This is a genomic window from Pseudidiomarina sp. CB1 (genome assembly GCF_024752025.1).
Classification (GTDB): domain Bacteria; phylum Pseudomonadota; class Gammaproteobacteria; order Enterobacterales; family Alteromonadaceae; genus Pseudidiomarina.
Genome location: NZ_JANTPU010000001.1, coordinates 1,723,498 through 1,747,447 on the forward strand (window position 1 = coordinate 1,723,498; position 23,950 = coordinate 1,747,447).

The following is a 23,950-nucleotide window of genomic DNA, read 5'->3' on the forward strand; positions in this document are numbered from 1 at the left end:
GTTTATCGAACAGCGTCATCATGCCGTGAAGAACTACCATTGAAAAGCTTTGCGCTAAAAACCACAACTTGAGCTATAGTTTTTTCACCTATGAAGTAGCCAGAATAATGAGGTTGCTGATGCTCAAACACATCTCTCTCTGTGTACTTTTTATGTCGTCAAGTGCAGCTGGGATTGCGCAAACGACTATTGAAACGAGCCCCATAATCAACGCTCATTTACATGCAACGTTCGAACGCAACACGACGTTGGCCTCGGTACTTGACGAAATGAACGAGAACCATGTGCAGGTTGCAGTCCTTTCCGGAGCAGACAAGGAGCTTGCTCTAAAGTGGCAGGAAGCGGCACCAGGCCGATTTTTAGTAGGCGCATCATTCCCTTGCACAGACGGTATTTATCCGCGTATATACCCTTGTTTTGCCGAGAGTAACGGCTGGCCTGACCTAGAGTGGTTAAAGGAACAGTTTGCCAGTGGCAACATGCACGTCATGGGGGAACTGCTGTATGTCTATTATGGCATACCGCCCACCGATGAGAGGCTTCAACCCTACTTTGCACTGGCTGCAGAAATGGCTATCCCGGTGGGTGTTCACGCAGCTGACGGCCCACCGGTTCGAGGTCGTCCCAAAGGGTGTTGTCCGAATTTTCGAGCCGAGTTCGGAGATCCATTACTACTTAAGCCAGTATTAGAAAAACACCCAACTCTGAAAATCTGGTTAATCCACGCGGGCGAAGTTCGTTTTCACCAACAAGCGGTTGCGTTAATGCGCGAGTTTCCGAATGTTTATGCCGATATGTCGATACTCAATAGCGTTATGCCCGTAGACCTACATCAAAATTTACTTGAAAGCTTTCTAAACGCAGGTCTCGAAGATCGCATCATGCTCGGCACCGATAATATGCCAGTTAAAGACATCGTTGAGAGACTTGAACGTTTCGAGTTTCTCTCAAATGAACAGCGCCGAAAAATCATGTTTGATAATGCGGCGAGGTTCTTTGACATTGAGCCCACGTCTGCGATGCCGTCTACGCCGACGTACTAATTAGCGATTTGTTGCTGCTTAAGATACTCGTCGTAGGTACCCGCGAAGTCGCGCATGCCTTGATCGGTCAGCTCAATAATGCGTGACGCCAAGGATGATACGAATTCACGGTCGTGACTGACGAAAATCAGCGTGCCGTCGTAGTGTTCAAGTGCCAAGTTGAGTGCTTCGATGGATTCCATGTCGAGGTGGTTGGTCGGTTCGTCCATGATCAACACGTTCGGGCGCTGCATGATCAGTTTGCCGAAGATCATGCGGCCTTTTTCACCACCCGAAAGAATGGTAACTGGCTTCTTAATGTCATCTTGCGAAAACAACATGCGCCCTAGCACACCGCGCACGGCTTGTTCGTCGTGATGCGGTTGCTTCCACTGACTCATCCAGTCAAAGACCGTCAGTTTTTCTTTAAACCAATCGGCATGGTCTTGTGCGTAATAGCCAATATTGACGTTCTCAGACCATTTGATGAGGCCGCTGTCAGGCTGATATTGGTCGACAAGACACTTAAGTAAGGTCGTTTTACCGATACCGTTGGCACCGATAATCGCTACTTTCTCGCCGACTTCGATCATGGCACTGATGTTTTTTAGCACTTGCAGGTCGTCGAAGCTCTTGTGCACGCCTTCCATTTCGAGCGCCAGGCGATACAGTTTTTTCTCTTGCTCAAAACGAATAAATGGGCTGACCCGACTGGAAGCTTTCACTTCAGCCAATTGGATTTTCTCGATTTGCTTGGCACGTGAGGTGGCCTGCTTAGCTTTTGAAGCGTTGGCCGAGAAGCGGCTGACAAACTGCTGCAATTCAGCAATTTTCTCTTTCTTTTTTGCGTTTTCATTGAGCAGTTGCTCGCGCGCTTGGGTGGCTGCGAACATGTACTGGTCATAGTTACCCGGATAAACACGCAACTCGCCGTAATCGATGTCGGCCATGTGCGTACACACGCTATTCAAGAAATGACGATCGTGCGAGATAATAATCATGGTCGCCTGACGCTCGTTCAACACACCTTCAAGCCAACGAATGGTATTGATGTCCAAGTTGTTGGTCGGTTCGTCGAGCAGCATGATGTCTGGCTCAGAAAACAGCACCTGCGCTAGTAGCACACGTAACTTCAGGCCCGGCGCCAGCTCGCTCATTAAGCCGAAGTGCGCTTCTAGCGGAATACCTACGCCTAAGAGCAGTTCACCGGCACGCGACTCTGCGGTGTAGCCATCCATTTCGGCAAAAGCGACTTCAAGATCGGCAACCGCCATGCCCTCTTCTTCGCTCATTTCTGGCAGGCTATAAATACGGTCACGCTCTGCTTTGACTTGCCACAACTCCTCGTGACCCATGATCACTGTATCGACCACACTGTATTGCTCGTAGGCAAACTGGTCCTGGCGCAATTTACCGACGCGCATGTTGGGCTCAATCGAGACATTCCCAGCCGAAGGCTCTTGCTCGCCACTTAAGATACGCATAAACGTCGATTTACCGCAGCCATTGGCGCCAATCAGACCATAGCGATTCCCCTCGCCAAATTTCACAGAAATGTTTTCAAATAGAGGTTTTGCACCAAATTGCATGGTGACATTTGCAGCAGAAATCACGTAGGCACTCTCTTCTTGCCCTAAGGCAGACCAAAAAATAGGCGCGTAATCTACGTGTTTTAGCGGCAAATTACAAAGGAAGTTTTGTTTCGCGACTGACTACTCTTGCCGTTGTTCGAGACTATGCCATACCTTAAGAATGATAATGGTATGGCTATGCACGGAGTAACGCACAACATAATAGTCGAAGACCATGTCCCGCACAGCCCCTATTTCAGGCGCGTGAGTGACCGGTGAACCTAGGTAGGGAAAGCTTCTTAGTAAGCTTATCTTCTCGATAAGCTTGGCTGCGGCCTGTGCTGCGGCTTGAGGATTGTGAACCGCAATGAATGTTCTTAAACGCTTTAAATCCTGAATGGCCACATCCGTGTAAACCAAATTCATGCTCATTCAAGCGGTCCTTTTTTAGTTTGCTCGTCGTCAGTGCCCCAACTTGCTAGCCACTCGTGGACAGCGTCACCTGAAACGACATTCCCCTGCGCAGCAGACTCCATTGCTTGCAAGGTCTCATTCCAACGCTGTTGCTCTAATTTTTGCTTCTCAATGAATTCCGACAACGCTTGTTTGATCACCCAGCCTTTCGAGCGATGCAATTTATCAGCGATAGCTTGAATCTCTTGTTCAATCTCGTCTTGTAAACGAACAGTGGTAACACCCATGGCTTCCGACCCATCTTTGACTACAATGTATTACATTATAGTCGAATGTGATTTAATCACCAGCATTTGCATTAAAACTACCGGCGAGCACGCCGCCATCAATCGTGATCTCTGACGCATTCATGTAGTTGGCTTCGTCCGAGGCGAGCAACACACAGACGGCGGCCACTTCGCTAACTTCGCCAAAGCGGTGCATGGGGCAGTCGGCGACGATTTTTTTGATGTTTTTTTCGCGCTGCGCGCCTTCACCGAGCATAGGCTCCCAGATGGGCGTCATGATAGCGGCGGGGTGAATGGAGTTGCAGCGGATGGGCAACCCTTCCTGCGCGCAATACAACGCTACAGTTTTGGTGTGATTACGAATCGCAGCTTTTGATGAGGCATAAGCCGCTGCTCCAGGAATGCCGACCAAACCTGAACGTGATGACATGTTGACGATGCTGCCCGCGCTTTGCGTGCGACGCATCAATTGAATCGCATGCTTGCAGCCCAAGAAAGTGCCGTCTAAGTTCACTGCATGCACTCGGTGCCACTCTTCGAGTGAAACATGTTCAGGGTCATGGGGCCCTGTTGCCGCTTCAAGGCCAGTAATACCTGCGTTATTGAATAAACCGTTTAGGCGACCGAATTTTTGCTCGACCCAGTGCATCAAGTCCTGCCATTGGTCTTCTTGACTGACATCAAGTTCATGGGCGAAAGCACGCTCACCTAGCTCTTTGGCCAGTGACTTGATCTCATTTACTAATATGTCGGTCAAAATAACCGTTGCGCCCTCTGTATGGTAGGCGCGCGCAACACCCTCGCCAATACCGCGGGCAGCGCCCGTAATAATGATAATTTTATCGTTGAGTCTGCCCATCTGATTTATTCCACTCTTGTTAGTTAGCTTTAATTATAGTCGCTAAACAGGCCCGCAAGTGTTCGTACCAAAACTGTGCCGGTTGTTGTAAGGCATTGCGACCGAGAGGTATTTCGCAAATGCAGCAGCCGTTCTGCTGCGCGCGTGGCAGCGGCAAGACCAATACGCTCTCTTGCTCTGCATGGCGCGCTACCGCTTCAATAAGCTCTGCCTCTTTAGCTTCGATGTGCAAATGAAACATCGCTGCTTGCGGTTGTTGTGGATTAGCCTTTACGCCGGGAATGCTTGCCAACAAAGGCGCCAGCTTTTGTGCAAATGCTGCGACTTTGGGCATGACGCTCAGGTTTTCTTCAAGTCCTTGCTCGGCCGCCAGTACATAGGGGTACATTGAAATTAAATTACCGCCCGCACGCCGTGACCAAACTCGCGCCTGTGCGACAAATTCTGTCGAGCCAGCGAGGATAGCGCTAGCGATGCCACCTAAATCCTTGTAAAGACTGACGTAGACACTGTCGAAGAGCGCACAGACTTCCGCAAAGCTACGCTGGTAATAGTGTTCACACTGCCACAAACGCGCTCCATCAAGATGCACTGCGATGTTGTTTTTGCGTGCCCATTGCACCTGCGCTTGCAGATCATCCCAGCTCGGGAGTTGTCCGCCAATTTCGCGCATGGGCAATTCGAGCAGTAACGCGGCAAGCTGTGAAGGGTCATTGACCGCCGCTAAGTCATCAGCCGTCAACACGCTATCGGCTTGCCCCACCTGCTGACCTTGCAAACCCCAAAGCTGCTGATAGCCATCTTGTTCATGCAACACTAAATGCGACGTCGGATGCAGCGCAATGCCCTTGCGCCCGCGTTGTTCGGCATGAATTCGTAGCGCCAGCGGTTGCGCCAACGTACCACTTGGCAGAAACACCGCGGCCGGCTTACCCAGCAACTTGGCAATACGCGCCTCGAATTGCTCTATGAGTTCACCAGAACCATAAACATCGGGGCTGGCGTACGCTTCCGCGCGTTCGGCGCAGCTTCTCAAAATTTCGGCCATGGTTCGTGTCGGATGGCGCAAAATCGAATGTTTTGCCGCGCTCGCTGCGCGTTGGTAGTTTTGTTTGACTTGGTTCATCGTGTTAGCCAACTTTTTAGATAGTTTATTGGTACTGCTCTTGTTTAACTTAAACAGCTCGTTGAAATTGAAATAGTACAAGAAGTGACGCCAAAAACGACATAGCAAATCCCGATCGGCCATTGTTTTGTCTTATCACTGGAACTGAACTACCTTTAAACCTCAACTCACTATCTAAAGAGGTTTCCATGAGCAGTGCCCTCGATCTGGTTCAAACCGTCTACCGCGCGTTTGCCAAAGGTGACATTGCCTCTGTTCTTGGAACACTTGCACCCAACATTCGCTGGACCGAAGCCGAAGGTGGACCCTACGGTGGTGTTTTCGTCGGGCCAGAAGCGGTACTCGATAATGTGTTTATGAAACTCAGTGGTGAGTGGGATGAATTTACCGCTGTTCCGCACGAGTTCATCGCTGAAGGCTCAACGGTCGTGGCTTTAGGCGAGTACAGCGGTGCCTATAAGGCAACCGGCAAAAGCTTTAAAGCACCCTTCGCCCACGTCTGGAAGTTTGAAGATGGTAAGGCCGTATCATTTCAGCAATACACCGACACCGCTGTCCACCAACGTCCGCTGCAATAATTCAACTTGGCGCCGCCATGTGCATCGAAAAAACCTATTAAAGCAGTCGCTTTAATAGCATTTACTCTTTTGGCTTCACCGACTACAGTTGAAACATAAATTTTAATATGTAGAACAGCCATAAGTAGGATAGCTAAAGGAGCTTTCGATGAGCAACAGTAGTGGCAAGTGCCCAGTGATGCATGGCGGTCATACCGCCGCGGGCAAATCAAATATGGATTGGTGGCCCAACGCCCTCAATCTCGACATTCTGCATCAGCACGATACCAAGACCAATCCCCTAGACCCTGATTTCAAGTACAGTGAAGCCCTCAAAGAGCTCGATGTTGAAGCGTTGAAAAACGACGTTAAAGCGCTTATGACCGACAGCCAAGACTGGTGGCCAGCCGATTGGGGTCACTATGGAGGTTTGATGATCCGTATGGCTTGGCACGCAGCCGGTTCGTATCGTGTTGCTGACGGTCGCGGTGGCGGCGGTACTGGCAACCAACGTTTTGCGCCGCTGAACTCGTGGCCAGATAATGCCAACCTCGACAAGGCCCGCCGTTTGTTGTGGCCAATTAAGAAGAAGTACGGCAACAAAATTAGCTGGGCGGATTTAATTATTCTCGCTGGCACCATGGCTTATGAGTCAATGGGCTTGCCTGCTTACGGATTTGCTTTCGGTCGAGAAGATATCTGGCACCCAGAAAAAGATATCTATTGGGGTTCAGAGCGAGAGTGGCTTACCAAAGAACGTTACGGTGATTCAGACGATGGCAAATCACTCGAAAACCCTCTAGCAGCGGTGCAAATGGGCTTGATTTACGTCAATCCCGAAGGACGTGACAGCATTCCTGATCCGTTAAAGAGCGCTGAAGATGTGCGCGAAACCTTTAAACGTATGGCCATGAATGACGAAGAAACCGTCGCCCTCACTGCCGGTGGTCATACGGTCGGCAAATGTCATGGTAACGGCAAGGAAGAAAACTTAGGCCCTGATCCTGAAGCAGCTGATATTGAAGAGCAAGGGCTTGGCTGGATGAACCACAAAACCCGCGGCATTGGTCGTGATGCTGTGACCAGTGGCCTAGAAGGTGCATGGACCACCGAGCCGACCAAGTGGGACAATGGTTACTTCTATTTGCTGCTCAACTACGAGTGGGAATCGAAGAAGAGCCCTGCTGGTAAATGGCAATGGGAACCCATCAATATCAAAGAAGAAGACAAGCCGGTCGACGCAGAGGATCCGTCTATTCGTCGTAATCCAATCATGACCGACGCCGACATGGCCATGAAAATGGACCCTGAGTACCGCAAGATTTCAGAGCGTTTCTACAACGACCCCGAGTACTTCTCGAAAGTATTTGCGCGGGCTTGGTACAAGCTCACCCACCGCGACATGGGGCCATTGGACCGTTACATTGGCCCAGATGTGCCAGACGAAGAATTGCTATGGCAAGACCCTATTCCTGCGGGCTCGAAAGACTACGACGTCAACGTAGTGAAAGCCAAAATTGCGGAAACTGGCTTGTCGATTAGCGAGCTGGCAGCCACAGCTTGGGACAGTGCACGGACCTTCCGTCACTCCGACATGCGCGGTGGTGCTAATGGTGCGCGCATCCGTTTAGCGCCACAAAAAGACTGGGAAGGCAATGAGCCAGAGCGTTTGCAAAAAGTCTTAGCGAAACTCGAGCCCATTGCCGCAGAAACTGGCGCAAGTATTGCCGACGTGATTGTACTCGGCGGTAACTATGCAGTTGAGCAGGCAGCGAAGAACGCCGGCTATGCCATCGAAGTACCTTTTGCCCCTGGTCGGGGCGACGCTACACTTGAGCAAACTGATGTTGAAGGCTTCGAGTGGCTCGAGCCAGTTCACGATGGCTTCCGGAATTGGCAGAAAAAGCATTACGAAGTCACCGGTGAGGAGCTCTTGCTCGACCGTGCACAATTGCTCGGTCTCACCGCACCAGAGATGACCGTGCTCATTGGCGGCATGCGGGTTCTCGGCACTAACTACGGCGGTAGCAAACATGGCGTCTTCACAGACCGCGTTGGCAGCTTAAGCAACGACTTCTTCGTGACCTTAACGGACATGAAGTACAGCTGGAAGCCAACGGGCTGGAACTCCTATGACATTGTCGAACGTAAGTCAGGTGAGACCAAGTACAGCGCCTCACGGGTCGATTTAGTCTTTGGCTCGAACTCGGTACTGCGTTCCTACGCCGAACTCTACGCGCAAGACGACTCGCAAGAGAAGTTTGTGAAAGACTTCGTAAAAGCATGGACCAAAGTGATGAATGCTGATCGCTTTGATATCTAAAATCTCGCAATAAAACACGCCAAAAGCCTCGCCCGAAAGTGCGGGGCTTTTTTGTCTCGCGTGTTTACCCAAGCTTTACATCTCCTTTAGGAATATGCCTCGGTTTGAATCGTTACCTTGATGTCTTTGCGACAAAACAGGAGAAATCATTATGAAAACGATCATCAAACCAAGTGTTATCGCATTATCTTTCGCCCTAACTTCAACCGCAGCGATGGCCGACATCGGTTCAGCTTCGGTGAACGCCCAAGCTTCGGCTTCAGCTTCAGCCTCTACGGAGCAGTCTGCTGCAGTTGAAAGCCAGAACGGCCAATCCACCAACGCATCTGCGCAAGCAAATGCGGCAGCAGACGTTGAAGCTGATGCTTCAGCACAAGCTGAAGGCCAAACTAACCAACCTGCTGACGACGGTGAAGAAGGCTCGAACGAGGCAGATCCGGTAGAAAATGAAACCGAAATGCCCGAAGCCGAGCTACCTGACACTGAAGTGGCAACCAACGCCCTCACGTCAGTCACAACTGAGTCAGTAGCCTCAGCCGAAGCAGCGCTGAACGACGTTAACTCTGCTGTAAATGGCAGTGTCGATACGGTGGTATCAACCGCTGTGAGCACAGCATCTGAAGCTGCAGTGCAAGATGCTGTCGGCGAAACGGTGGAGAGTACGGTCGATACTGCAGTGGAAACCGCAGTGGAATCTACTGTCGATGCGACAGTTCGCGACAGCATTCGCGGTGGCCTAGGCATTTAAGCTAACGCGACTCAAACCACGCAGCCGGCGCTCTGTCGGCTGCTTTTTCTCTGCGGAGGTTATTATGAAATCGACACAGATCACCCTATCTAGCTGCAGCCTAATCCTCGCATTATCGGTCGCAGCACCTATAAAAGCCAAAGAAGATGTTTTCGATTGGTCGGGCAAACTGCAAGCCGGTTATCAGTACGACAGTAACGTGAATATTCGAGAACTTGACCAAAATACCGAACGTTCAGATCAAGCCCTTGTGACAGAAGCTCAGCTTGGCTTGCAATGGCGCCCATGGCGCAAGCTTGAAGTCAAAGCAGGCGCGCAGCACAGCGATCATGCCTATCAAGAGTTCGACGCGTTCGATCTGGCAATCACTACGTTGAATGGCGAAGTAAGCTACGATTTCGACGTGGTCAAAATAGGCATGAGCCGACACGATGCAGATGCCAAACTCGCTAGCGAAGACTTTCTTGATTACCAACTCGATACACTTTACGTGTCGCGTCTTTGGGGCCAACAATGGTTTACTCGCTTCGCTTACGAAGACACCGAAAAGCAGTTTGCGAATTTGAATGAACGTAACGCTACCGCCAAAGCCTATAGCGGTGATGTCTACTGGTTTACGCCTTCGGCAAAAAGCTTCATCACGCTCGGGTACACCGACCACAATGAAACCGCCGATGACCCGCAATTCAGTTATAACGGTTCTACCCTACGTCTACGCTGGCAAACGCGCGCTTCGCTGTGGGGCAATAAACACACGTGGCAGCTAGGTTGGCAGTTGGAAAATCGAGACTATGTGCAAGCAATGCCCGATCGGAACAGCGCGCGCGACGAGCAACGTCAGTCGGTACAGGCAAAATGGCAGATCCCACTAAGCGAGGCGTTTCGATTCACTCCGAAACTTGAATACGTCGATAACCAATCAAACTTCACTGACGTCGACTATCAAGAAACAACCGCGAGCTTAAACTTGAGTGTTCACTTTTAGGCGCACTTTAGTTCGACACTCTATATCTAGTAGATATAAGGCCATGACCGAAAGCGCTGTCATGGCCTGTCGCGCCTAGATCTTCAACGATACCTTGCAAAAAGCCTCTTAGCGCAGTTAAAGATGCGCCAGAATTGTTCTCCAACCAGCACGCTGCGGCCGCGGCGACGACCGGTGCCGCCATTGAGGTACCGCTTTCAAAGCCAGTATTGCCGTCGCGCCTAGCTGTGGTGATACGCACACCTAGGCTAGCAAATTCAATGTAATCACCTTGATTGGCCCAACGATAGATCGTGTGATCCGCAGCAACTGCTGTCACAGCAATAACATCTTCATAGGCCGCAGGGTAAACAGCTGGAGCTAGCGGGCCGTTATTGCCGGCAGCGGCAACCAAAACAATCCCTTTGTCTGCTAACTGTGTCACTGCTTGTGCGAATAATGGGCTATGCGGCCCCGTTAGCGAAACATTAATCACTCTTACCTGTGCTTCGGCAAGCCAGTTCAACGCTTCGAGCAACGGCATAAGTGCCGCGCCCTGATGCAGCGCATTTTGACGATAAAAAACCGCGCCATTAAACAAACGTGCATTGGGTAATAAGCTGGCATAATGATCAGAACGTCCAACCAATAAACCCGCCACTGCGGTACCATGCGCCAAGGGCTGCTGCAAGCGAGCGTCGGTGAAGGTTTTTTGCGTAATAGGCTGATGCGCAAAAGCTGCATGCTCGGCCATGATTTTAGTGTCCACCATGCCTATGTTCACTGCAGCATCGCACCATTTTGCTTGCTGTAGTTGCGCATCAGACGTACTTGGCTCCAACTCGTTTATGGAGGTTTGGGCGCGATACACAAAATGTCGGCTTAAGCTCCCGTGGCTTTGCGCCGGCAAATGTTTTTCGAGTTGCTCGCGCGAGTCCAATTGCTCTGGCACGCGAAAACGCAGCAGCGTCATCCCCAACGCCGACAACTCTTTCTCGTCTATCACGTTTGCACCGAGCGCTCGGAGAGTAGCTTGTGTTTCAGTGGTCGCTAGCACCAACCACTCACGCTCGATAACGGGATCGCCGTTAGGCAGTGTTACCTCAACGAATAGCGCTTCACCCGTCGTTGACTGCAGAGTCCGTCGCGCCGTGTCTTCGGCTAACTCAACAATATCAACCACATCAGCGAGCTCAGCATCTAGCCTGGCATCTTCCAATAGGCGCTCTTGCACGCGTTGCTCAACCTGCTGCCGCACCTGCTCCACGGGTTTCACAACGTCGCGCAACGGATCTTGCAAAACCTGCGCACCAGCTGGCACAGCTAATGTGGTAGCCAAACCAAAGGCGATAAGTAAGCTGGGCGCGAAACCGCGCCGATTTGAATTTTTAACCATGCAACACCTTCACAACTTTAACTCTTTTTTACCTATGCGTAGGGAGATAACGTGCTGACTGCAAAAAAATTCCGTCTATGCTGGAATAAGTATTTCGCTGAAACGTTATCACCATAGCATGAATGAAAGAACGCCATGTACTTGGCAGAAGACAACCGAGGGCCAGCAATGACGACCACAGTCTCATTAAAAAAACAGTTACACGAACTGCTACCCGCATTGCGTCGGTTTGCTATTTCGCTGTGCGGGAACGTGGCCGACGCGGATGATTTATTGCAATCAACCTTGGAACGCCTATTGAGTAAAGGTATTCCCGAGCAGATCGAACTAATGCCATGGGCTTTTAAAGTTTGTCGCAACTTGTGGCTCGACGAGCATCGAGCGCGCCAGGTACGGCAGAAAGCAACACAACAACCCGAGCTGCAAGAAGCTACAAGCGAAGCCGTCGACACCCAAGTCAGTGATCAGCTTGCGCTGCAGGATATTGATGCTGCATTGCACCAGCTACCGCATGACCAGCGCACGATCATCGCGCTCGTTGCCGTGCAAGGCTTAAGCTACCGTGAAGCCGCTGCCATTATTGGCGTTCCCACGGGAACTATTATGAGTAGGCTCGCGCGCGCCCGTAGCAAACTCGCCGAAATCATGGGGCTCGCAACCGAGGCTTTCAGCCAACAACAGTCAGGAGCTTCGTCATGAGAATTGAAACAGAGAAAGAAACAGAGAAAGAAACAGAGAAAGAAACTGAAAAATTATCTGCATTTCTCGACAACGAGCTCCCAGCTGCAGAGATGGAAAAAGTTCGTCAGCTTCTTGCTCAGGACGAGGACACAGCCGCTCGACTGGCCGCACTCGTCATGGTCGATGAACGATTGCGCCAGCATGCCGAGGTACAAAACCAAACGCCAGTGCCTGATAAAATTACGCAGATGCTGACCGAAACTGATGAGCCAGCGCAAGTTGCTTCGGGACCATGGCAAACCATGCGGCAGTTTGCGCAACGTCAGGTGGCGCTGGCAGCAAGTGTGGCAATGGTGGTGGGTCTTAGCGCTGGCATGTGGTTCAGCGACCATGCCATGCGCGCCACAGAAAACCAGCTCGCCCAAGCCATTGAGCAAGTGCTTGAAAATAAAGCCAGCGGACAAACCTATACTCTTAATACCGCGGTAGCCATGACCCCACAACTTACGTTTAAGAATTACATGGGTGACTACTGCCGACATTATGAGCTAAACAATGAGCAAGCCGGCTATACCACGACGGCGATACAATGCCGCCGTGATGGTAGCTGGGAGCCGATCGCGGAGGCGATAAGCTACACTAATCCTGTAAGCGGAAGTTATACCACCGCCTCAGGCCAACAGATGCTCGACACAGTTTTGGAAGCGGTCATGGCCACCGCTCCTTTTTCTAAAGCAACCGAAGACGCTGCCCTGAATTCGCATTGGCGCGTTGATGCACCAGCGACGGAAGCAAATTAAGCAGCAATGGAGGAATAGCTATGAATGTAATCAAACTTATGTCAATTGCGCTCGTTTCAGTAGTAATCGCAGCGTGTAGCTCGCAACCTGACTACCGCGCGGCGGAAGGCTCAGGTTATGGTTACAATGCGACGCAACTCACTGATACTCAGTATCGTGTGACCTTTAAAGCAAGAGGCTCAGACGCCGACAAAGCAATGGATTATGCGCTGCTGCGCGCTGCCGAGGTCACCCTGCAAAACGGCTACGACTGGTTTGTCGTAACGCACCGTGAAACGCTCATCGATAACGAGCGCATTGAACCGAGCAGCACGTTGCGCTATGCCGATTCACGAGATGTCGTCACCCGCTGTGGCTTGGTGTCATGCACCACAACCTCGTATCCACGCAGCACTTTTAGTGCAGGTGTGCACATCGGCGGGGATCGCTCTCAAGACATCAAAAGTATTCTCGAGATTAAACTTGGCAAAGGTGTGCGCCCCGATACCGATGCGAGTTTCGATGCACTCGAAGTTAGACAACACTTAAGTCCAAAAGAGGACTAAGCCCTACCACCAACGCCGGCCCTGAATTAGGGCCGGCGATTTGCAGATAGACAAGGTCCAAAGTACACTCATTGCTCATTTTGTAACGCAGTGAGAAAAAACATGGCAGCATTTGGTACCGTATTTATGCCTGAAATGGCATTCAGCACCTTTGACGGCGAGCAATGGAGTAAGCCAGAAGTTGTTGCTGCAGACCACATCAGCTTACATCCCGGCGCCCATGTGTTGCACTATGCGAGTACTTGCTTTGAAGGCCTCAAGGCATTTCGTCATGAAGACGGCTCGATCACTATTTTCCGTATGGATGCCAACATTGCTCGGATGATCCAAAGCAGCCGCTTGCTGTCACTGCCAGAACCTTCGGCGCAGCAACTCGAAGAAATGATCGTCAGCATCGTCCGCCGCTTTGCCGATGAAGTTCCGGCACCTCCAGGATCGATGTATATTCGACCTACGCACATTGGCACCGAACCCGCGATTGGAAAAGCTGCCAACCCAAGTCTCACTTCCATGCTCTATGTACTGTTATCACCCGTTGGCGATTATTTTTCTGGCGGTATTCGTCCACTACGCTTATTACTGGAACAAAACGGCTCGCGCTGCGCGGCTCACATGGGCATGATTAAAAGCGGTGGTAACTACGCCAGTGCTTTACAACCTATTTTGACCGCACGTAAAGAGGTCAACGCCGACCAAGTACTGTTTTGCCCTAATGGCGACGTACAAGAAACGGGCGCTGCCAACTTCTTGCTGATTGATGGCAACGAAATTATCACCAAAGCGCTCGATAGCACTTTTTTACACGGCATTACACGCGACTCGATTCTAACCCTCGCCCGCGACATGGGCATGACCGTTAGTGAACGCGAACTTAGCGTGGACGAATTATTGGAGCGTGCCAGCAAGCCTCATACTGAAGCGGCGTTATCAGGTACAGCCGCCGTACTCACACCAGTTGGCACGCTAATACAAAATGGTCAAGAATATGCCGTTGGCACCGGCCAACAAGGTCCCACCACTGAAAAACTGCGTAAAGCACTTAACGCAGTGCAGTGGGGTGAAACGCCCGACCTTCACGGTTGGCTGACGCAGGTTTAAAGTTACCAACCATGCCGTTTGTTATTCAAGAGCTGAACTGGTACAAACGCCGTAAGCCGAATGCCGAATCGAAGCCTGTAGATGTAGAGGTCGAAGATTTCAAGCTAGAGAAAAATCACTTTTGCAAAATTCATGTGATCTTTGACGATGGTGGGCGTGCGACTTTACAAGGTCGCGTGACGCAGAACCCTGTTACTGGCGCTTGGTCGGTCAATGGGATTAACGCTAAAGGTCAGAGTGTGTCTGCACTGTATGTTGAGGATGCGTCATGACAGACGTCTGCACGCTTTGCGGTGGCTCTGCCGTCACGTTCACCAAAGATAAGCAGCGAAGTTACTTTAAATGTCGCGAATGTGAGCTTATTTTTGCCGATCCTAAGGCAAAGCTCTCGAAAAATTCCGAAAAAGAAGTCTACGATCTTCACCAAAATGACCCTAACGATGAAGGTTATCGGCGCTTTCTTAGCCTGCTCACCAAGCCGCTCCTCGAGCGCGTGGCGGCCAGCGCTGAAGGCCTCGATTTTGGCTGCGGTCCGGGCCCGACGCTGAATCTAATGCTCGAGGACGCCGGTATTCGCATGGCGCTGTACGATATTTTTTATTACCCCGATAAAGCGCCATTAAAGCAACGTTATGATGTAGTGACCTGTACTGAGGTTGTGGAGCATTTCAACGCACCTGCCACGAGTTGGCCGACCTTAGTAGGTTTGCTCAAAGAGCGTGCTTGGTTAGCGGTAATGACATCACTCTTTACCCGCGAAACGCCCGAAGCTTTTCTGGCTTGGCAATACAAGAACGATCCGACCCATGTCAGTTTTTACACGCCCCTAACCATGCAATGGCTGGCTAAACACTTCGGGCTCGAGTGCGAAATCCTCAGTCAGCGCGTGATTTTCTTTCAGCGAGTTTCGTAGGGCAAAAGTACGTTGCTTGCAGACGGCGCTTAAGGTCTTCACATAAGCGCAAAGCGCCAGGCTGATCGCCAGTTTGCTGCAGCACCACGGCTAAGCCTAAGGTCGCCTCTTCATGCACCGGCGCAAAAGCGAGTACCCGACGGTACCAACTTTCCGCCTCTTGATAGTTTTCCGCGGCTAAGTAACGATCACCAATAAAGCTGCCCAAATCGGCATACCAAGGCCGAATTTGCACCTCATTTGCCTGATAACGCTTAGTCATTGCTTGAAAGGCGGACTGATAATCGCGCAAGGCCGCAGCCTCGTTACCTAACGCGTCATTCAACTCACCCTTATTGAGCCAAACCTGCCAGGCACTCTCATCAACCTGCAGCGCCTTTTCATAGACGTTGATGGCACCGGCATAGTCGCCTTGCGCTGAGCGCACGAAACCTAATGCCTTTAGCGCTGCTGCATTGTTGGGCGCTAGATTAACAGCGCGCTCGGCTAAGGTTTGCGCACGCTGTAGTTGCCGTTGCGCTGCCTCGGTATCCAACGCCCCCGAAGCCACACGCTGGGTCAATGTCACAGGTTCAGCAGCCGCAGCGCCGCTGTCAGACCAGCGGATCACGCGCTGCACCAATGAATTCGCCAATCCGGCATAAGCCAACGCAGCATCAGGATTGAGTTCAATCTGTTGTTGGTATAGCGAAATCGCCATCTCGTTGTCGGCTAAGCGCATTTGGTGGTAATAATCATCGGCGCGTGCCAAAAGATCATCTTGTGTGTCGGTTGGCGCCACATCGGCCTGCGGTGGTGTCTCCCATAAATTAAGATTCGCGACGACCACGGACAGAATCGCGACCACTAACAGTAAGCCGACAACCAACATTCGGCGCGGACGTCGAGGCGCGGGCTCAGGCGTTCGCGCTCCTAGCTCGATGTCTGCCGGCGCTGCAACGACCTTGGCCAACAGTCGGTAGCCGCGCTTCGGTAGCGTCTCAATGTACTTAGGACTACGCGGATCGTCACCCAAGCTTGTGCGCAATCGTGAAATGGTTCGCGCAATGGTTTCATCGCTGGCGTAGCTCTCACTCCAAACCGCCTCCGTGATATCTTGCTTGCTGACTAAAGCTCCCGCATGAGCAGCGAGATAGGCTAACACTTGGCAGGATTTCGGCTCCAAACGTCCAATAACGGCGTCTTTTTCGGCCGATTGCGACGCGGTTTTACGCAATTGTCCGCTGCTAAAATCAACCTGCCAGTCTCCAATGACAGCCACACCTTTTAGAAAATCTGTTTTCATTTCAGTGAATTAACCTTGTCAGGTTTTTGTCCGAACGTTCAGGTAGTATTGTCAGGACTCTGTGTAGAGCATTTTCTACTATTGTGTTCGAATTTTCGAGCTTGGCTATTTAGCCGCATGCAATTGTTTGCCGCACACTAAAGGAATCATGAAAATGCTACGTCAACTTACTCTTTTTCTTCTTATTGGTACGACTGCGTTTCTGTCGCCCACTGCCATGACGGATCCGCAAGCGCCTGTTGTCTATCCGGCTGAGCAGATCCGCTTCGACTTACAGCAGCTCTATCGAGATTTACAACTTGGCAGCTATGACCTGTTCGCACACACGCCAAAAGCAGAATTCGATATCATCTACCACGATATGTTACGCAACATCAATACTCCTTTGAGCCAGCTTGAGGCACATAAGCGTTTCATGCGCTTCGCTGCGGTGGCGAAGATCGCGCATACACGTATTGATTTCCCGGTCGACGCCTACAAAGAGTTTATGATGCGCAATGGTAAAACGCTACCCATCGACTTTTCTGTGACGCCTCAGCGAGTCTCTGTCGCTGCCTATTTCGATAACAACGAGACCAGTCCAATTCAGGTCGGCGATGAGCTGATTGCGATCGACGGCCAACCTGTTGACGCTTGGTTGGCAAGCGTTCAGGCCTATATCGCAGCCGATAACCCAGAAATTATGGCATCGCTTACCGAGGGTTTACTGGTGCCGCTACTCTGGCTGCACCAAGGCGAACGCGATAGCTATGAACTGACGTTACGCCACGCTAATAGCGAGACGCCCTACACCTTTACGCAAGTTACTCTGCCACAAGAAGACCAAGTGGCTGGCCTAACCAACGATGAGGCCCCTGGTGCCGAAGAAAAAGTACGTGATTATGCGATTCTAGACGGCACTATTGGCTATTTGAAGCCGGGCCCTTTCTATAATGTTTACGCCACTTCACATGCTGATATTTGGGATACCGAAGAGTTTCATCGCTTTATTGATGAGGCATTTACCACCTTCAAGAAGCAAGAGGTCAAGCAAATACTGATCGATGTTCGCGATAATCCAGGTGGCACCAATAGCTTCAGTGACTACATGCTTGCTTGGTTTGCCGACAAACCGTTTAAGTTCGCCTCAGACTTCCGCATTAAAGTCTCAGAGTTATCGCGTGCGTCGAATCAACGCCGACTTGAAGGCAACGGTGATAGCAATGCGACGTCACAGCAACTGGCGCAACTTTATGCTGACCATCAGGCAGGCGATATTGTGTCCTTCCCGCTCGCTGAGGCACAACCGCACGGTAGCGCTAAATCCGTAGCTGACCGTCAGGTTTATGTGTTGATTGATCGATATTCCTACAGTAATGCCATTTCCGTCGCGGCCATCGCGCAAGACTATGGTTTTGCGACAGTGATTGGTGAGAAAACCGGCGACTTAGCAACGACCTACGCCGCTATGGAAAGCTTTAAACTCAAATATACCGGTATCGAGGTGGGTTATCCAAAAGCGCATATCATTCGCCCCAATGGGGATTTGAAGGCAGATGGCGTAACGCCAGATATCTCTTTTGACTTTATGGCCTCGTCTCTTAGCGCTAACGCCAAGCTCGAACGCGTGTTGTCCGAGCTCCGTCAGCAAGACTAATACATCAGCGAGCCTCAGCCGTCAGCGGTGGCAGATAAATAGCACTGTCGCCGCTGGCAAATTGGGCTAGGCGCATAGTGCGATCTTCGAGGCCTTCGACAAAAGCGATAAATTGCGCAAGTTCTTGACCCGCTAAACGTTCAGTAGTGAGTTTTTTTAAGTTCAACGGGTTCACGCTTTTACCGTTTTTGTAGACTTCATAGTGCAGGTGACGCGCTTGCGAAAGGCCGGTATTACCCAGAAATCCAATAACCTGACCCTGTTTCACTTTAACGCCGGGCTTGATGTCGCTGGCGAAGCCTTTCAAGTGTGCGTATAGGGTTTCGTAGCCGTCATCATGTTGCAGTACGACAGCATTGCCATAAGTACTGTACCAATCGGCACGTTTAACTGTGGCGTTGCCCGCGGCCATAATTGGTGTACCCGCCGGCGCACTGAAATCAATGCCTTTATGCATACGCGTGTAACCCAGCAAAGGGTGCTTGCGCTGGCCGTAATGCGACGATAAGCGTGCGCCATTAAGCGGTGTCTTCAGCAAAAAACTCTCAGCGAGGCGGCCATCTTCGAGGTAAAACGCATCGTTGTAGCGATACAAGCGTAAATCGTCTTCGCTATTCCTAAAACGCAAATAAGTCGGTTGCAGCGGCGTTTGTTGATGCGCAAATAGGGCTTCATCTTCGATCACCAGCGTACGCTCAAATACCACTTCAAATCGATTGCCGCTATAAACTTGGCGCTGAAAATCAATGAAATGCGATAATGCGAGCAAAGCACTATTGATCACATCACCAGGAATTCCTGCTGCAGCACCATCACCATATAAACTGTGATTAATAACGATGGCATGCTCGGCAACTTCAATGCGTGTCGGAACTTTAGTCTTTGTGACCTGCCAGTCATCACCCTGCTGCACTGCATCAACCCGAATCGCATACTCACCTGCCAAACTCACTTGCCGCTGCCCAGCAACTTCATCAATTGCCAAGATACTGCCAGCCTGTAATTTATTTAAAGGTACGACCTTGCGCAGCGCTATTGCAAGATTGGCAATTTGCTGGGCACTAAAGCCTTGCTTTGATAGTAATGAGGAGACCGTTTGCCCACTTTTTAACGTTACCAGCTGTGCTTCTTGCGACATTGCAGTGAACGAACGTTCTGGTGTTGTTGTGTTTTTTTCGAGTGTTGAGCTATTGGTGAGATCATGCGCCTTGTCTTTGCTTTCGATAGGCCGCAATAGATGAGCCGTCTCACTCTGCTGATCGACTTGACCCGGTTGTTGTTGAGTTTCTGGAGTTTGCTCTGCTTCAACCTCAGTTGGCGCATCACTACAACCTAGCTGCAAAAATGCAGTCATCAGGCACAGCGCAATTAACGATCTTGGCATTCGATTTCCTAGCTCTCTAAATTCAAGCGCCATTCTACCCAAAAACCGCGAATGAACAACAGTCAGGTTTACACCCTTTTTACGACATGTAAGCCCACAACCAACGCGCATAAAGCCCTAACGGTGTGGTCACGCCAGCGGTGAAGGAATGAATCTTGCCATTGCGAACGATGGCAAAAGCTGGTGTTACGGGTACGCCCCACTGTTGCGAAATGGCCGCATCGGGATCATTGACGACGGCAAGTTCGTAGTTGTTGGTTTGCAAGTAACGCTGCACTTGACTCGGTGAGCCAGAACTCATGGCCACACTGACCACCGGCAAATAGTTATCAACCCAATCAACGCTGGGCGTCAGCACATGACACACAGGACACCAAGAGCCCCAGAAGTACACGACCACTGGCTCGCCGTAACTTTGCTCGACCAAATCAATATGCTGCTGTTCTAAAGTCACCCAGCGCGTATCGGGTAATGCACCTTTCGGAAGGTCTTTGCCGCGCCATAGATCCATGACCGTGACGACAACCAGTGCAAGCAAAATAAAAACTAATGTCTTTCGAATCATTTTTTATCATTAAGCAGCTTAAAAAGTTGCTGCTAACTCTATACCTTTCAGGTTGTTATTGAAACTCCATAATCATGTTCTCGGCAGCCTGCGCCCAGATAGCGGCTGCCTGTGCAGACGGATGATAGCCATCAGCAGCAATGAATTCAGGTGCGTAAGGTAAGTCGAACTTTAACAGTTCAGTGTTTGCGTGTGTCTGACAATGCGTTTCCAGATGGTGGTTTAATTCCATGGCTTGCTGCCCAACAAACCAACGCAGTGGCTGTGGCAGCGCGGGAAACTTATGCATTGGTGGTAGTGAGGTATAAATAATTTTTTTCGCCCCTAGCTGCGCGCTTAAATAATGCGTGAGATTTTCTAAATCTGTACGCCATTGGCGCACTGAGGTGCGCTTTGTTACGTCGTTCACACCAACCGAGATGAGCACCGCATCAGGTGCGGCAATTCTCAGCTCGGTCCCTTGTAGCAACGCCAGCACCTTTGCACAGGTCAGGCTCGACTGTGCCACCAGCTGCCACTCCAGCGCACAGTGTTCACTCAACGCCGCTACTAACTTTCCAGTCACCGCTTCGGCTTGCGCATCGCACCCCACCCCAGCAATCGCTGAGTCACCTATGAGCAATAACGAGAGGGCGGGCTTCCCTCCCTCTCGTTGTCCGTGGCGTGGTCCAGGCGGTTCCGGCAGACGCGGGGTTCGCTGGCGTACCCGTTTTCCCTGTACGAGTAGTAACGGGGCAGCAAGAGCGAATAAAAGTTTACGCATGAGGCTAAGGGTCCTGTCAGTGGCGTGCTAAGCTATGGCTAAAACCATAATACGAGAAGACGTATGAAAATCTACGTTGATGCTGATGCTTGTCCAACGGTAATAAAAGATATTCTCTACCGCGCGGCCGAGCGCAAGCACCTTGAATTATTGCTGGTGGCAAATCAGCCATTGCGCGTGCCCGCTTCCAAGTTTATCAAAACCTTGACCGTGACGAGCGGCTTCGATGTTGCCGACGACGAAATCGTCAAGCGCTGCAAAGCCGGTGACTTGGTCATTACAGCAGATATTCCGTTGGCCGCCGAAGTCATCGAAAAAGGTGGGCAAGCGCTTAGCCCACGCGGCGAGCTGTTCACCAAGGACAACATTCGCGGCCGCCTGAACGTGCGGGATTTCATGGATACCATGCGCGCCAGCGGGATTCAAAGTGGCGGCCCACCACCGTTGAACCAACGCGACCGCATGGAATTTGCCAACCACCTTGATCGCATTTTGGCGCGCGCTTAAGCCTTCAGAGCCATAAAAAAACCCGCCAAACGGCGGGTTTCTTCACTTATTTCTCTGTTTTTAAATACAAATCAAGCCAACGCGTCTGCTCCCACAACATGTGCAGCACCGACTCACGCGCGCGATAGCCGTGTGACTCATGCGGCAACATCACCAAACGCGCTGTACCACCCAAACCTTTAACAGCTTGATACAAACGCTCCGACTGCATTGGGAAGGTGCCCGAATTATTGTCGTTGCTGCCATGAATCATCAACAATGGTTCATTGATTTTATGCGCATGGAAGAACGGCGACATACCAATGTATAAATCAGTGTCGTCCCACACCGTGCGCTCTTCGCGCTGGAAGCCAAACGGCGTTAAGCTCCGGTTGTAGGCGCCACTACGAGCTATACCGGTAGTGAACAAATCGCTGTGGGCCAGCATATTTGCGGTCATAAACGCGCCATAGGAATGGCCACCAAGCGCTACGCGTTCAGGGTCGGTTACGCCACGGTCAACACCAGCTTTGATCGCCGCACGACCGTTCATCACCAACTGTTCAATGAACGTATCATTAGGACGATTTTCGCCCTCGCCGACGATGGGCATGGTCGCATTGGCCAGCACCGCATAGCCTTGGGTGGCAAGATATTGTGGCCCCCAGTAGCTAATGCGAACAAACTCATAAGGTGAACCCGACACCTGAGCGGCAGCAGAAGAACTCTTATATTCCCGCGGATAAGCCCAAATCATCGTCGGCAATGGACCGTCTTTTTCTTTGTCGTAACCGGCGGGTAAATACAGCTCCGCCGACATCGCCAGCCCATCTTCGCGCTCATAATTAATCATTTCACGCGTAATGCCTTTGGTGTGCGGCATCGGGTGCGCGGTTTCGGTCAAGGCTGTCAGTTCAGCGTCATCGACATCACGAACAAAAAAGTCTGCTGGATCTTCGACACCTTCGCGTTGCGTTAAGAAGGTCATTTCAACAGCGTCAATCAAATCGACTGGACGTTCAAAATAAGGCGCTTCGCTGCGCCACAGGCGCTCTTTCTCGCCACTTTGCAAATCAAATTGATCAATGAACGGACGGTCACCTTCCGGAGAAGCGCCGGTACCCGTTAAGAGCACCTTGCCATCTTGCACATGCAGAAGACTTCGACCATTAACATCAACGGTAAAAGGCTGGCCTGGGTCGTTGTAACGATCTTCCCACGAACGATCCCAAACTAATTGCGGCTCAGCGTCAGAGGTAGCGTCCACGAGCCACAGCTTTTCATCACGATCGGCCCACCAGCGCTCCCAAATCAGAATGGTTTCTTCATCGGCAGCCAATACACGGCCTAAACGCTTGCTTAAATCGATCAATTTTTGCGGTTCAGCGTCAAAAGGAGCTGCTTGTTGGAACACCTGATCACGTACTTCAGCCTCAACTGCTGGATCGCCCTTATCGGTGGCTTCCGCCCACACCAAGGTAGCATCAGCATCATTGCGCCACTGCACCGAGCGACGCCCTTGCACCACAGCATCAAAAGCAATCGGCAGGTTATCGGCTAGACCCTGTTCTACCACGGTGTAAACATTTTCACCTGCTTGGTTCCAGACCATCGTGGTTTCAGGAAAGCGGTAGTACGGCACAGCATAAGAGTACGGACGCTTGATATGGCTCACCAGCAAATAATCATCACTTGGGGACACGCTTACGCCGTTATAAATGGCCTGTGGCCCAAGTTTTTGCTCGTCACCATTCACAGCAAAGAAGCGAATTTGGCTGGTAAAGTAGTAGTCAAAGAGCGCTTCGTCGGTCTTGTTTTGCAACAAATCTTGATAGGTCCGCGCTGGCGCATTACGCCCTGCACTCTCAGTGACAACTGGACCACTCGGCACATTAGACGGTTTAGGTTTCGCTAGGCCTTCTGCTACCGTGTAACTGTATAAACCGCTGCTATCATGGCGCCACTCTAAACGTGGTCCCCAGACGGCATTCAACGGCGTGCTCGACCATTGCTTGGCGGTGCCAGCGTTGACATCGATCAACCACAGGTCGACGCTATCGACCGTTTGCTGCGCTACGGCAATGTAATCGCCATTCGGTGCCCAGCTCACGCCTAACAGCTTCAAGTCGCTAGGCAGTCCATCGATCTTTAATTCACTGCCATCATCGACGTCAACCAGCTTTAATTCGCTAATATAACGCGCTTGGCTGACCGTGTAGTTGGCTGGGTTAATACGCCGTCCAGCCAGCTTTAATTGCTCGGCAGCGACATCTTCAATGGTCGGTAGTGCTGGATAACCCGTCACTAACAGCACATCACCATCTGGGCTTAAGCTGCCGCCTGGTGAAGGCGCTGCATCAACGATATCAATAATGGCTTGGTCGGGTTCTTGATACGTCAACTTAACGGGGTTGGCGTCGACCGCCGTGACACCGCTGACACTCAACAAGGCGCCGGCACCGATAGCCAACGCTAATGAGCTTACTTTCAACGTTTTTAGCATTGTTATTATCCTTTCTTGTGTTTA

Annotated in this window: 24 protein-coding genes; 13 read left to right on the forward strand and 11 right to left on the reverse strand. The window is 51.0% G+C overall.

Annotated elements, in window-relative coordinates; translation table 11 throughout:
• The first annotated feature begins 152 nt into the window (after positions 1-152).
• Complete coding sequence (locus NV375_RS08215; protein WP_258807679.1) at positions 153-1,043, forward strand: amidohydrolase family protein; 891 nt, start codon at positions 153-155, stop codon at positions 1,041-1,043.
• Here NV375_RS08215 and NV375_RS08220 read toward each other — a convergent pair.
• The 5 genes from NV375_RS08220 to NV375_RS08240 form a co-directional block, all read right to left on the reverse strand.
• On the reverse strand, positions 1,040-2,635 hold the full coding sequence (locus NV375_RS08220; protein ID WP_258807681.1) for an ABC-F family ATPase: 1,596 nt from the start codon (positions 2,633-2,635) through the stop codon (positions 1,040-1,042). The two genes, NV375_RS08215 and NV375_RS08220, sit on opposite strands and share 4 nt — an antisense overlap.
• 99 nt (positions 2,636-2,734) lie before the next feature.
• Positions 2,735-3,025: a type II toxin-antitoxin system RelE/ParE family toxin gene (locus NV375_RS08225; protein WP_258807682.1), complete on the reverse strand. Its 291-nt coding sequence runs from the start codon at positions 3,023-3,025 to the stop codon at positions 2,735-2,737.
• Entirely contained in the window at positions 3,022-3,294 is a 273-nt protein-coding gene (locus NV375_RS08230; RefSeq protein ID WP_258807683.1) for a CopG family ribbon-helix-helix protein, read from the reverse strand. Before NV375_RS08230 ends, NV375_RS08225 begins: the two co-directional genes overlap by 4 nt.
• A gap of 52 nt (positions 3,295-3,346) precedes the next feature.
• Positions 3,347-4,153, reverse strand: a complete 807-nt coding sequence (locus NV375_RS08235; RefSeq protein WP_258807684.1) for an SDR family oxidoreductase — start codon at positions 4,151-4,153, stop codon at positions 3,347-3,349.
• A gap of 19 nt (positions 4,154-4,172) precedes the next feature.
• Positions 4,173-5,279 (reverse strand): low specificity L-threonine aldolase, encoded by a 1,107-nt coding sequence (locus NV375_RS08240; RefSeq protein WP_258807685.1) that lies wholly within the window; start codon positions 5,277-5,279, stop codon positions 4,173-4,175.
• Positions 5,280-5,467: 188 nt separating this feature from the next.
• On the opposite strand from NV375_RS08240, the gene NV375_RS08245 reads away from it, so the two are divergent.
• The 4 genes from NV375_RS08245 (at position 5,468) to NV375_RS08260 (ending at position 9,892) form a co-directional block, all read left to right on the forward strand.
• Positions 5,468-5,857, forward strand: coding sequence for a nuclear transport factor 2 family protein (locus NV375_RS08245; protein WP_258807686.1), 390 nt, complete (start codon positions 5,468-5,470; stop codon positions 5,855-5,857).
• Positions 5,858-6,005: 148 nt separating this feature from the next.
• Positions 6,006-8,159, forward strand: a complete 2,154-nt coding sequence (gene katG / locus NV375_RS08250; RefSeq protein ID WP_258807687.1) for a catalase/peroxidase HPI — start codon at positions 6,006-6,008, stop codon at positions 8,157-8,159.
• 151 nt (positions 8,160-8,310) lie between these two features.
• Entirely contained in the window at positions 8,311-8,907 is a 597-nt protein-coding gene (locus tag NV375_RS08255) for a hypothetical protein (protein ID WP_258807689.1), read from the forward strand.
• 64 nt (positions 8,908-8,971) lie between these two features.
• Positions 8,972-9,892: a hypothetical protein gene (locus NV375_RS08260; RefSeq protein WP_258807690.1), complete on the forward strand. Its 921-nt coding sequence runs from the start codon at positions 8,972-8,974 to the stop codon at positions 9,890-9,892.
• Positions 9,893-9,899: 7 nt separating this feature from the next.
• Here the strand turns inward: NV375_RS08260 and NV375_RS08265 are convergent, their stop codons facing one another.
• Positions 9,900-11,267: a S8 family serine peptidase gene (locus NV375_RS08265; RefSeq protein ID WP_258807691.1), complete on the reverse strand. Its 1,368-nt coding sequence runs from the start codon at positions 11,265-11,267 to the stop codon at positions 9,900-9,902.
• A gap of 168 nt (positions 11,268-11,435) precedes the next feature.
• Between NV375_RS08265 and NV375_RS08270 the strand changes: the two genes are divergently transcribed.
• The 6 genes from NV375_RS08270 (at position 11,436) to NV375_RS08295 (ending at position 15,304) form a co-directional block, all read left to right on the forward strand.
• On the forward strand, positions 11,436-11,966 hold the full coding sequence (locus tag NV375_RS08270; protein ID WP_258807692.1) for an RNA polymerase sigma factor: 531 nt from the start codon (positions 11,436-11,438) through the stop codon (positions 11,964-11,966).
• Complete coding sequence (locus tag NV375_RS08275; RefSeq protein WP_258807693.1) at positions 11,963-12,748, forward strand: anti-sigma factor; 786 nt, start codon at positions 11,963-11,965, stop codon at positions 12,746-12,748. The genes NV375_RS08270 and NV375_RS08275 overlap by 4 nt, the downstream gene beginning before the upstream one ends.
• Positions 12,749-12,768: 20 nt before the next feature.
• Positions 12,769-13,293 carry a CC0125/CC1285 family lipoprotein gene (locus tag NV375_RS08280; RefSeq protein WP_258807694.1) on the forward strand — a complete coding sequence of 175 codons (525 nt, stop codon included), beginning with the start codon at positions 12,769-12,771 and terminating at the stop codon, positions 13,291-13,293.
• Between the two features lie 102 nt (positions 13,294-13,395).
• Positions 13,396-14,391 (forward strand): branched-chain amino acid aminotransferase, encoded by a 996-nt coding sequence (locus NV375_RS08285; RefSeq protein WP_258807695.1) that lies wholly within the window; start codon positions 13,396-13,398, stop codon positions 14,389-14,391.
• A gap of 11 nt (positions 14,392-14,402) precedes the next feature.
• Positions 14,403-14,663: a hypothetical protein gene (locus NV375_RS08290; protein ID WP_258807696.1), complete on the forward strand. Its 261-nt coding sequence runs from the start codon at positions 14,403-14,405 to the stop codon at positions 14,661-14,663.
• A complete protein-coding gene (locus NV375_RS08295) occupies positions 14,660-15,304 on the forward strand; it encodes a class I SAM-dependent methyltransferase (RefSeq protein ID WP_258807697.1) in 645 nt (214 codons plus the stop codon). Before NV375_RS08290 ends, NV375_RS08295 begins: the two co-directional genes overlap by 4 nt.
• Here the strand turns inward: NV375_RS08295 and NV375_RS08300 are convergent.
• Positions 15,267-16,589, reverse strand: a complete 1,323-nt coding sequence (locus NV375_RS08300; protein ID WP_258807699.1) for a winged helix-turn-helix domain-containing protein — start codon at positions 16,587-16,589, stop codon at positions 15,267-15,269. The genes NV375_RS08295 and NV375_RS08300 overlap by 38 nt on opposite strands.
• A 154-nt stretch (positions 16,590-16,743) precedes the next feature.
• On the opposite strand from NV375_RS08300, the gene NV375_RS08305 reads away from it, so the two are divergent.
• The gene (locus tag NV375_RS08305) at positions 16,744-18,225 is read left to right on the forward strand and encodes a S41 family peptidase (RefSeq protein WP_258807700.1); all 1,482 of its coding nucleotides are present in this window, start codon (positions 16,744-16,746) and stop codon (positions 18,223-18,225) included.
• A 4-nt stretch (positions 18,226-18,229) separates the two neighbouring features.
• Here the strand turns inward: NV375_RS08305 and NV375_RS08310 are convergent, their stop codons facing one another.
• From NV375_RS08310 to NV375_RS08320, 3 genes are all read right to left on the reverse strand, one after another.
• Entirely contained in the window at positions 18,230-19,609 is a 1,380-nt protein-coding gene (locus NV375_RS08310) for a M23 family metallopeptidase (protein ID WP_258807701.1), read from the reverse strand.
• A 79-nt stretch (positions 19,610-19,688) separates the two neighbouring features.
• Positions 19,689-20,174: a protein disulfide oxidoreductase gene (locus tag NV375_RS08315; protein WP_258807702.1), complete on the reverse strand. Its 486-nt coding sequence runs from the start codon at positions 20,172-20,174 to the stop codon at positions 19,689-19,691.
• Between the two features lie 55 nt (positions 20,175-20,229).
• The gene (locus NV375_RS08320) at positions 20,230-20,937 is read right to left on the reverse strand and encodes an SGNH/GDSL hydrolase family protein (RefSeq protein WP_258807703.1); all 708 of its coding nucleotides are present in this window, start codon (positions 20,935-20,937) and stop codon (positions 20,230-20,232) included.
• 63 nt (positions 20,938-21,000) lie between these two features.
• Here NV375_RS08320 and NV375_RS08325 point away from each other — a divergent pair, with 63 nt between their 5' ends.
• Positions 21,001-21,444 (forward strand): YaiI/YqxD family protein, encoded by a 444-nt coding sequence (locus tag NV375_RS08325; protein WP_258807704.1) that lies wholly within the window; start codon positions 21,001-21,003, stop codon positions 21,442-21,444.
• Positions 21,445-21,490: 46 nt separating this feature from the next.
• Here the strand turns inward: NV375_RS08325 and NV375_RS08330 are convergent, their stop codons facing one another.
• A complete protein-coding gene (locus tag NV375_RS08330; RefSeq protein WP_258807706.1) occupies positions 21,491-23,926 on the reverse strand; it encodes a prolyl oligopeptidase family serine peptidase in 2,436 nt (811 codons plus the stop codon).
• Between the last annotated feature and the right edge of the window lie 24 nt (positions 23,927-23,950).

Excerpts from the sequence above, each read along its gene's own strand:
- NV375_RS08215 (WP_258807679.1), top strand. The coding sequence starts at position 153 with ATGTCGTCAAGTGCAGCTGGGATTGCGCAAACGACTATTGAAACGAGC.
- NV375_RS08225 (WP_258807682.1), bottom strand. The coding sequence starts at position 3,025 with ATGAGCATGAATTTGGTTTACACGGATGTGGCCATTCAGGATTTAAAG.
- NV375_RS08230 (WP_258807683.1), bottom strand. The coding sequence starts at position 3,294 with ATGGGTGTTACCACTGTTCGTTTACAAGACGAGATTGAACAAGAGATT.
- NV375_RS08235 (WP_258807684.1), bottom strand. The coding sequence starts at position 4,153 with ATGGGCAGACTCAACGATAAAATTATCATTATTACGGGCGCTGCCCGC.
- NV375_RS08240 (WP_258807685.1), bottom strand. The coding sequence starts at position 5,279 with ATGAACCAAGTCAAACAAAACTACCAACGCGCAGCGAGCGCGGCAAAA.
- NV375_RS08245 (WP_258807686.1), top strand. The coding sequence starts at position 5,468 with ATGAGCAGTGCCCTCGATCTGGTTCAAACCGTCTACCGCGCGTTTGCC.
- katG (WP_258807687.1), top strand. The coding sequence starts at position 6,006 with ATGAGCAACAGTAGTGGCAAGTGCCCAGTGATGCATGGCGGTCATACC.
- NV375_RS08255 (WP_258807689.1), top strand. The coding sequence starts at position 8,311 with ATGAAAACGATCATCAAACCAAGTGTTATCGCATTATCTTTCGCCCTA.
- NV375_RS08260 (WP_258807690.1), top strand. The coding sequence starts at position 8,972 with ATGAAATCGACACAGATCACCCTATCTAGCTGCAGCCTAATCCTCGCA.
- NV375_RS08265 (WP_258807691.1), bottom strand. The coding sequence starts at position 11,267 with ATGGTTAAAAATTCAAATCGGCGCGGTTTCGCGCCCAGCTTACTTATC.
- NV375_RS08270 (WP_258807692.1), top strand. The coding sequence starts at position 11,436 with ATGACGACCACAGTCTCATTAAAAAAACAGTTACACGAACTGCTACCC.
- NV375_RS08275 (WP_258807693.1), top strand. The coding sequence starts at position 11,963 with ATGAGAATTGAAACAGAGAAAGAAACAGAGAAAGAAACAGAGAAAGAA.
- NV375_RS08280 (WP_258807694.1), top strand. The coding sequence starts at position 12,769 with ATGAATGTAATCAAACTTATGTCAATTGCGCTCGTTTCAGTAGTAATC.
- NV375_RS08285 (WP_258807695.1), top strand. The coding sequence starts at position 13,396 with ATGGCAGCATTTGGTACCGTATTTATGCCTGAAATGGCATTCAGCACC.
- NV375_RS08290 (WP_258807696.1), top strand. The coding sequence starts at position 14,403 with ATGCCGTTTGTTATTCAAGAGCTGAACTGGTACAAACGCCGTAAGCCG.
- NV375_RS08295 (WP_258807697.1), top strand. The coding sequence starts at position 14,660 with ATGACAGACGTCTGCACGCTTTGCGGTGGCTCTGCCGTCACGTTCACC.
- NV375_RS08300 (WP_258807699.1), bottom strand. The coding sequence starts at position 16,589 with ATGAAAACAGATTTTCTAAAAGGTGTGGCTGTCATTGGAGACTGGCAG.
- NV375_RS08305 (WP_258807700.1), top strand. The coding sequence starts at position 16,744 with ATGCTACGTCAACTTACTCTTTTTCTTCTTATTGGTACGACTGCGTTT.
- NV375_RS08310 (WP_258807701.1), bottom strand. The coding sequence starts at position 19,609 with ATGCCAAGATCGTTAATTGCGCTGTGCCTGATGACTGCATTTTTGCAG.
- NV375_RS08315 (WP_258807702.1), bottom strand. The coding sequence starts at position 20,174 with ATGATTCGAAAGACATTAGTTTTTATTTTGCTTGCACTGGTTGTCGTC.
- NV375_RS08320 (WP_258807703.1), bottom strand. The coding sequence starts at position 20,937 with ATGCGTAAACTTTTATTCGCTCTTGCTGCCCCGTTACTACTCGTACAG.
- NV375_RS08325 (WP_258807704.1), top strand. The coding sequence starts at position 21,001 with ATGAAAATCTACGTTGATGCTGATGCTTGTCCAACGGTAATAAAAGAT.
- NV375_RS08330 (WP_258807706.1), bottom strand. The coding sequence starts at position 23,926 with ATGCTAAAAACGTTGAAAGTAAGCTCATTAGCGTTGGCTATCGGTGCC.